The 3826-nt window shown below is 61.1% G+C and carries 4 protein-coding genes and 1 tRNA gene; 4 read left to right on the top strand and 1 reads right to left on the bottom strand.

Going from position 1 to position 3826, the window contains the following annotated elements:
* Window positions 1-640 (bottom strand): squalene/phytoene synthase family protein (locus tag AC2VLV_RS02680; RefSeq protein WP_486988506.1); only part of this gene is annotated, 640 nt, incomplete at its 3' end.
* A 146-nt stretch (window positions 641-786) separates the two neighbouring features.
* Here AC2VLV_RS02680 and AC2VLV_RS02685 point away from each other — a divergent pair.
* From AC2VLV_RS02685 to clpX, 4 genes are all read left to right on the top strand, one after another.
* Window positions 787-873: transfer RNA gene (locus AC2VLV_RS02685), tRNA-Leu, on the top strand.
* A gap of 58 nt (window positions 874-931) precedes the next feature.
* Complete coding sequence (gene tig / locus AC2VLV_RS02690; protein ID WP_486988507.1) at window positions 932-2266, top strand: trigger factor; 1335 nt, start codon at window positions 932-934, stop codon at window positions 2264-2266.
* Between the two features lie 246 nt (window positions 2267-2512).
* Window positions 2513-3121, top strand: coding sequence for an ATP-dependent Clp endopeptidase proteolytic subunit ClpP (gene clpP / locus AC2VLV_RS02695; protein WP_486988508.1), 609 nt, complete (start codon window positions 2513-2515; stop codon window positions 3119-3121).
* A 28-nt stretch (window positions 3122-3149) separates the two neighbouring features.
* On the top strand, window positions 3150-3826 hold a 677-nt coding region (clpX, locus tag AC2VLV_RS02700), incomplete at its 3' end, for an ATP-dependent Clp protease ATP-binding subunit ClpX (protein WP_486988509.1).

The following is a 3826-nucleotide window of genomic DNA, read 5'->3' on the forward strand; positions in this document are numbered from 1 at the left end:
CGCGGGCCAGCGTGGTTTGTTCCTGCAGCAGGGTGCGAATGGGCGGGCTGACCACGCGCTGCTGCAAGTCCACCGCCTTGACGCCGTGCCGCTGCAGTGCATCGAGCGGCAGATACACCCGGCCCTGCGCGACATCGCGTCCCAGATGCCGGATGTGGCTGGCTAATCTCAGCGCCACGCCCAACTCTTCCGCGGCGTCCAGGGCGGGGGGCGCGGTCACCCCAAGCAGCGCAGCCGCATTGCGCAGCGTCTGCCCGCTGCCTGCCCGGCAATAGTGCACGAGCGCGGTGCGATCCATCCACCGGTTCTGTCGTAGATCGATGTCCACGCTTTCGATCAGACCGAGCAGCGCCTCTGGCCGCAGATCATGCTCCAGAAAACACCCCCTGAGCGCGCGCAGGGAAGGGTGCTCCGCCTGATCTTGATCGTGCGCCAGCATCTGCGCATGCCACCAGGCCAGCTTGGCTTGTGCGACAGCCGGGTCGCTGACCGTGGTGACGATGCTACGAACCTGCACATGCACGTCCAGCAACAGCGTCAGCGCGGCGCGTCGCCCAGGCGGGCTGCGTTGCAGCGCGTAATAGGTCGACGAGCCAAGCGGCGGTTTGGCGCAGGAATCAGGGATTTGAGAAGGGAGCATGTATAGCGCTGCATCAGGCAGCCTGGAGGCAGCTAGAATAGCCGATTGCCCAAAAATCAATGCCGCAGTGAATAGCCGCCTTCCGAGGTGAGACCGAGTTGAAACATACGGCGCGAGCGCAAAGTTTTTTGGCTACAGATCACCCGGCGAGGGTGGCGAAATTGGTAGACGCACCAGGTTTAGGTCCTGACGCCTTCACGGGCGTGGGGGTTCGAGTCCCCCCCCTCGCACCAACCGGCAAGCGCAGGCTTGGCGGTCTTTGATCCCTTTTTTGAACACTGGACTTTCCCCATGACTGTCGAAACCCTGGACAAACTGCAGCGCCGTGTGACCGTGACCGTGCCCAAGGCCGCTGTGCAGAACGAAATCAATTCCCGCCTGAAGAATCTGAGCCGCACGCTGCGCCTGCCCGGCTTCCGCCCGGGCAAAGTGCCGATGTCCATGGTGACGCAGCGCTACGCGCCGTCCGTCGAGATGGAAGTGCTGCAGGACAAGATCGGCAACGCGTTTTACGACGTCGCCACCAGCGCCCGTCTGCGCGTGGCGGGTGCGCCGGAATTCACCCCCAAGACCGAAGGGGTCGAAGCGGACGTGATGGCGTTCGACGCCGTGTTCGAGGTCTATCCCGATGTGCAGATCCCCGATCTTTCGACTCAGAGCACCGAACGCGTGACCGCCGAAGTGGACGAGGCCGCCATCGACAAGACCATCGAAGTGTTGCGCAAGCAGCGCACCGATTTTGTGACGCGTGGCGAAGCCGCGCCGAACGGTCAAACGTCCGAAGGGCTGGAAGTTCAGGACGGAGATCGCGTCACCGTCGATTTTGAAGGTCGCATCGACGGCACCGCTTTCGAGGGCGGTAAGGCCGAAGGTTTCACTTTCGTTCAGGGCGAAGGCCGCATGCTGCCCGAGTTCGAAGCCGCCACCAAGGGGCTGCAAGCCGGGCAAAGCAAGATTTTCGAACTGCACTTCCCTGAGGACTATCAGGGTCGCGCCGTTGCCGGGAAGACGGCGCAATTCACCCTGAAAGTCACCCAGGTCGAATGGCCGCTGCTGCCGGAAGTCGATGCCGATTTCGCCCGGGCCTTGGGGGTTGAAGATGGCGACGTGCAGCGTCTGCGCGACGATATCCGCAACAACCTGAGCCGCGAGGTCAAATCGCGTCTGACGCAGCGCAACAAGCTGGCCGTCATGGATCTGCTGCAAAAAGCCGTTTCAGTCGACCTGCCCAGCGCGCTGGTGCAAAACGAAGTGAATGAGCTGATGGCCAGCGCCCGCCAGGATCTGGCCGAGCGCGGCATGAAAGACGCCGACAAAGCGCCACTGCCGCCCGAGCTGTTCAAGGAGCAGGCTGAACGCCGCGTGCGTCTGGGCCTGATCGTTTCCGAGTTGGTCAAGCAACACGACCTGCAAGCCAAGCCCGAACAGGTGCGCGCCTACGTCGAAGAACTCGCCGCCAGTTACGAGCAGCCGCAGGATCTGGTGCGCTGGTACTACGCCGATCAGGAGCGCATGGCGCAGGCCGAGGCCATTGTCATGGAAAACAATGTGACCGACTTCGTGTTCGCACAGGCGCAGACGACGGACAAATCGCTCGGTTTCGATGAGCTGATGGGCCAGAACTGACCCCGTTGGTCATGCTGATGAGCGCCCCAGGGCCGGGCTGCGCCCAGCCCGCCCCCCGCGGGGGTTAAGGAAACTTGGGGCGGCCCTGCGTTTCCTTGAGAGCCGCTGTGCGCCCAGGCGTGCAGCGGCTTTTGTTTTAGGGCCGCTGTTGTGTCCACCGCAAACCCGGTGCGGAAATCCCGCACGCTGGCATCGGCAGGGCAAAGTGCGTGCTAATCTGTATCCACCTTCACGTTTTTTCCTTCCATGAGCGCTACTGACATTCAAAACCTGGGCCTGGTGCCCATGGTCATCGAGCAAAGCGGCCGCGGCGAACGCGCCTATGACATTTACTCGCGCCTGCTGCGCGAGCGGGTGATTTTTCTGGTCGGCCCCATCAACGATCAGATGGCCAATCTGGTCGTGGCGCAATTGCTGTTTCTCGAGTCGGAAAACCCCGACAAGGATATTTCGCTCTATATCAATTCGCCCGGTGGGTCGGTGTCTGCCGGCATGGCGATTTTCGACACCATGCAGTTCATCAAACCCGACGTGTCCACCTTGTGCACCGGCATTGCCGCCAGCATGGGCGCCTTCCTGATGGCGGCCGGCGCAAAGGGCAAGCGTTATTCGCTGCCCAATTCGCGCATCATGATTCATCAACCCTCCGGCGGGGCGCAGGGCCAGGCGACGGACATCGAGATTCAGGCGCGCGAAATTCTCTATCTGCGCGAAAGACTCAACGGCATTCTTGCCGAGCGTACGGGACAAACGCTGGAAAAAATTGGCATCGACACGGAACGCGACTTTTTCATGTCGGCCGACGAGGCCAAGGACTATGGCCTGATCGACGAAGTCATCGCCAAGCGCTCCTGATTCCGACCCTCAAAGTAGATACACGTCCATGGCTGAGAAAAAAACATCTTCCGGTGAAAAGACCCTGTACTGCTCGTTTTGCGGAAAGAGCCAGCACGAGGTCAAGAAACTCATCGCCGGCCCTTCGGTCTTTATCTGCGACGAGTGCATCGACCTGTGCAACGAGATCATTCGCGATGAAGTGACTGCAACGGACGCCAACGGCAAGGTGGTGAACTCCGATTTGCCGACGCCGTCTGAAATCAAGGCCATTCTCGATCAGTATGTGATCGGGCAGGAGGCGGCCAAACGCATTCTGGCCGTCGCGGTGTACAACCACTACAAACGGCTCAAGCACATCGGCCAGACCAGCGAGGTCGAGCTGGCCAAGAGCAACATTCTTCTGGTGGGTCCTACGGGTTCTGGCAAGACCCTGCTGGCGCAGACGCTGGCCCGCTTGCTCAACGTGCCCTTTGTCATCGCCGACGCCACGACGCTGACCGAAGCCGGTTATGTGGGCGAAGACGTTGAGAACATCATTCAAAAGCTGCTGCAGAACTGCAACTACGAAATCGAGCGGGCGCAGCGCGGCATCGTCTACATCGACGAGATCGACAAGATCTCCCGCAAATCGGACAACCCCAGCATCACGCGGGATGTGTCGGGCGAGGGCGTGCAGCAGGCTTTGCTCAAACTCATCGAAGGCACGATGGCCTCGGTGCCGCC

This window comes from Thiomonas sp. TH-17 (assembly GCF_057473305.1).

Bases quoted from the DNA above. Each gene is read 5' to 3' on its own strand.
- tig (WP_486988507.1), top strand. From the start codon at position 932: ATGACTGTCGAAACCCTGGACAAACTGCAGCGCCGTGTGACCGTGACC.
- clpP (WP_486988508.1), top strand. From the start codon at position 2,513: ATGAGCGCTACTGACATTCAAAACCTGGGCCTGGTGCCCATGGTCATC.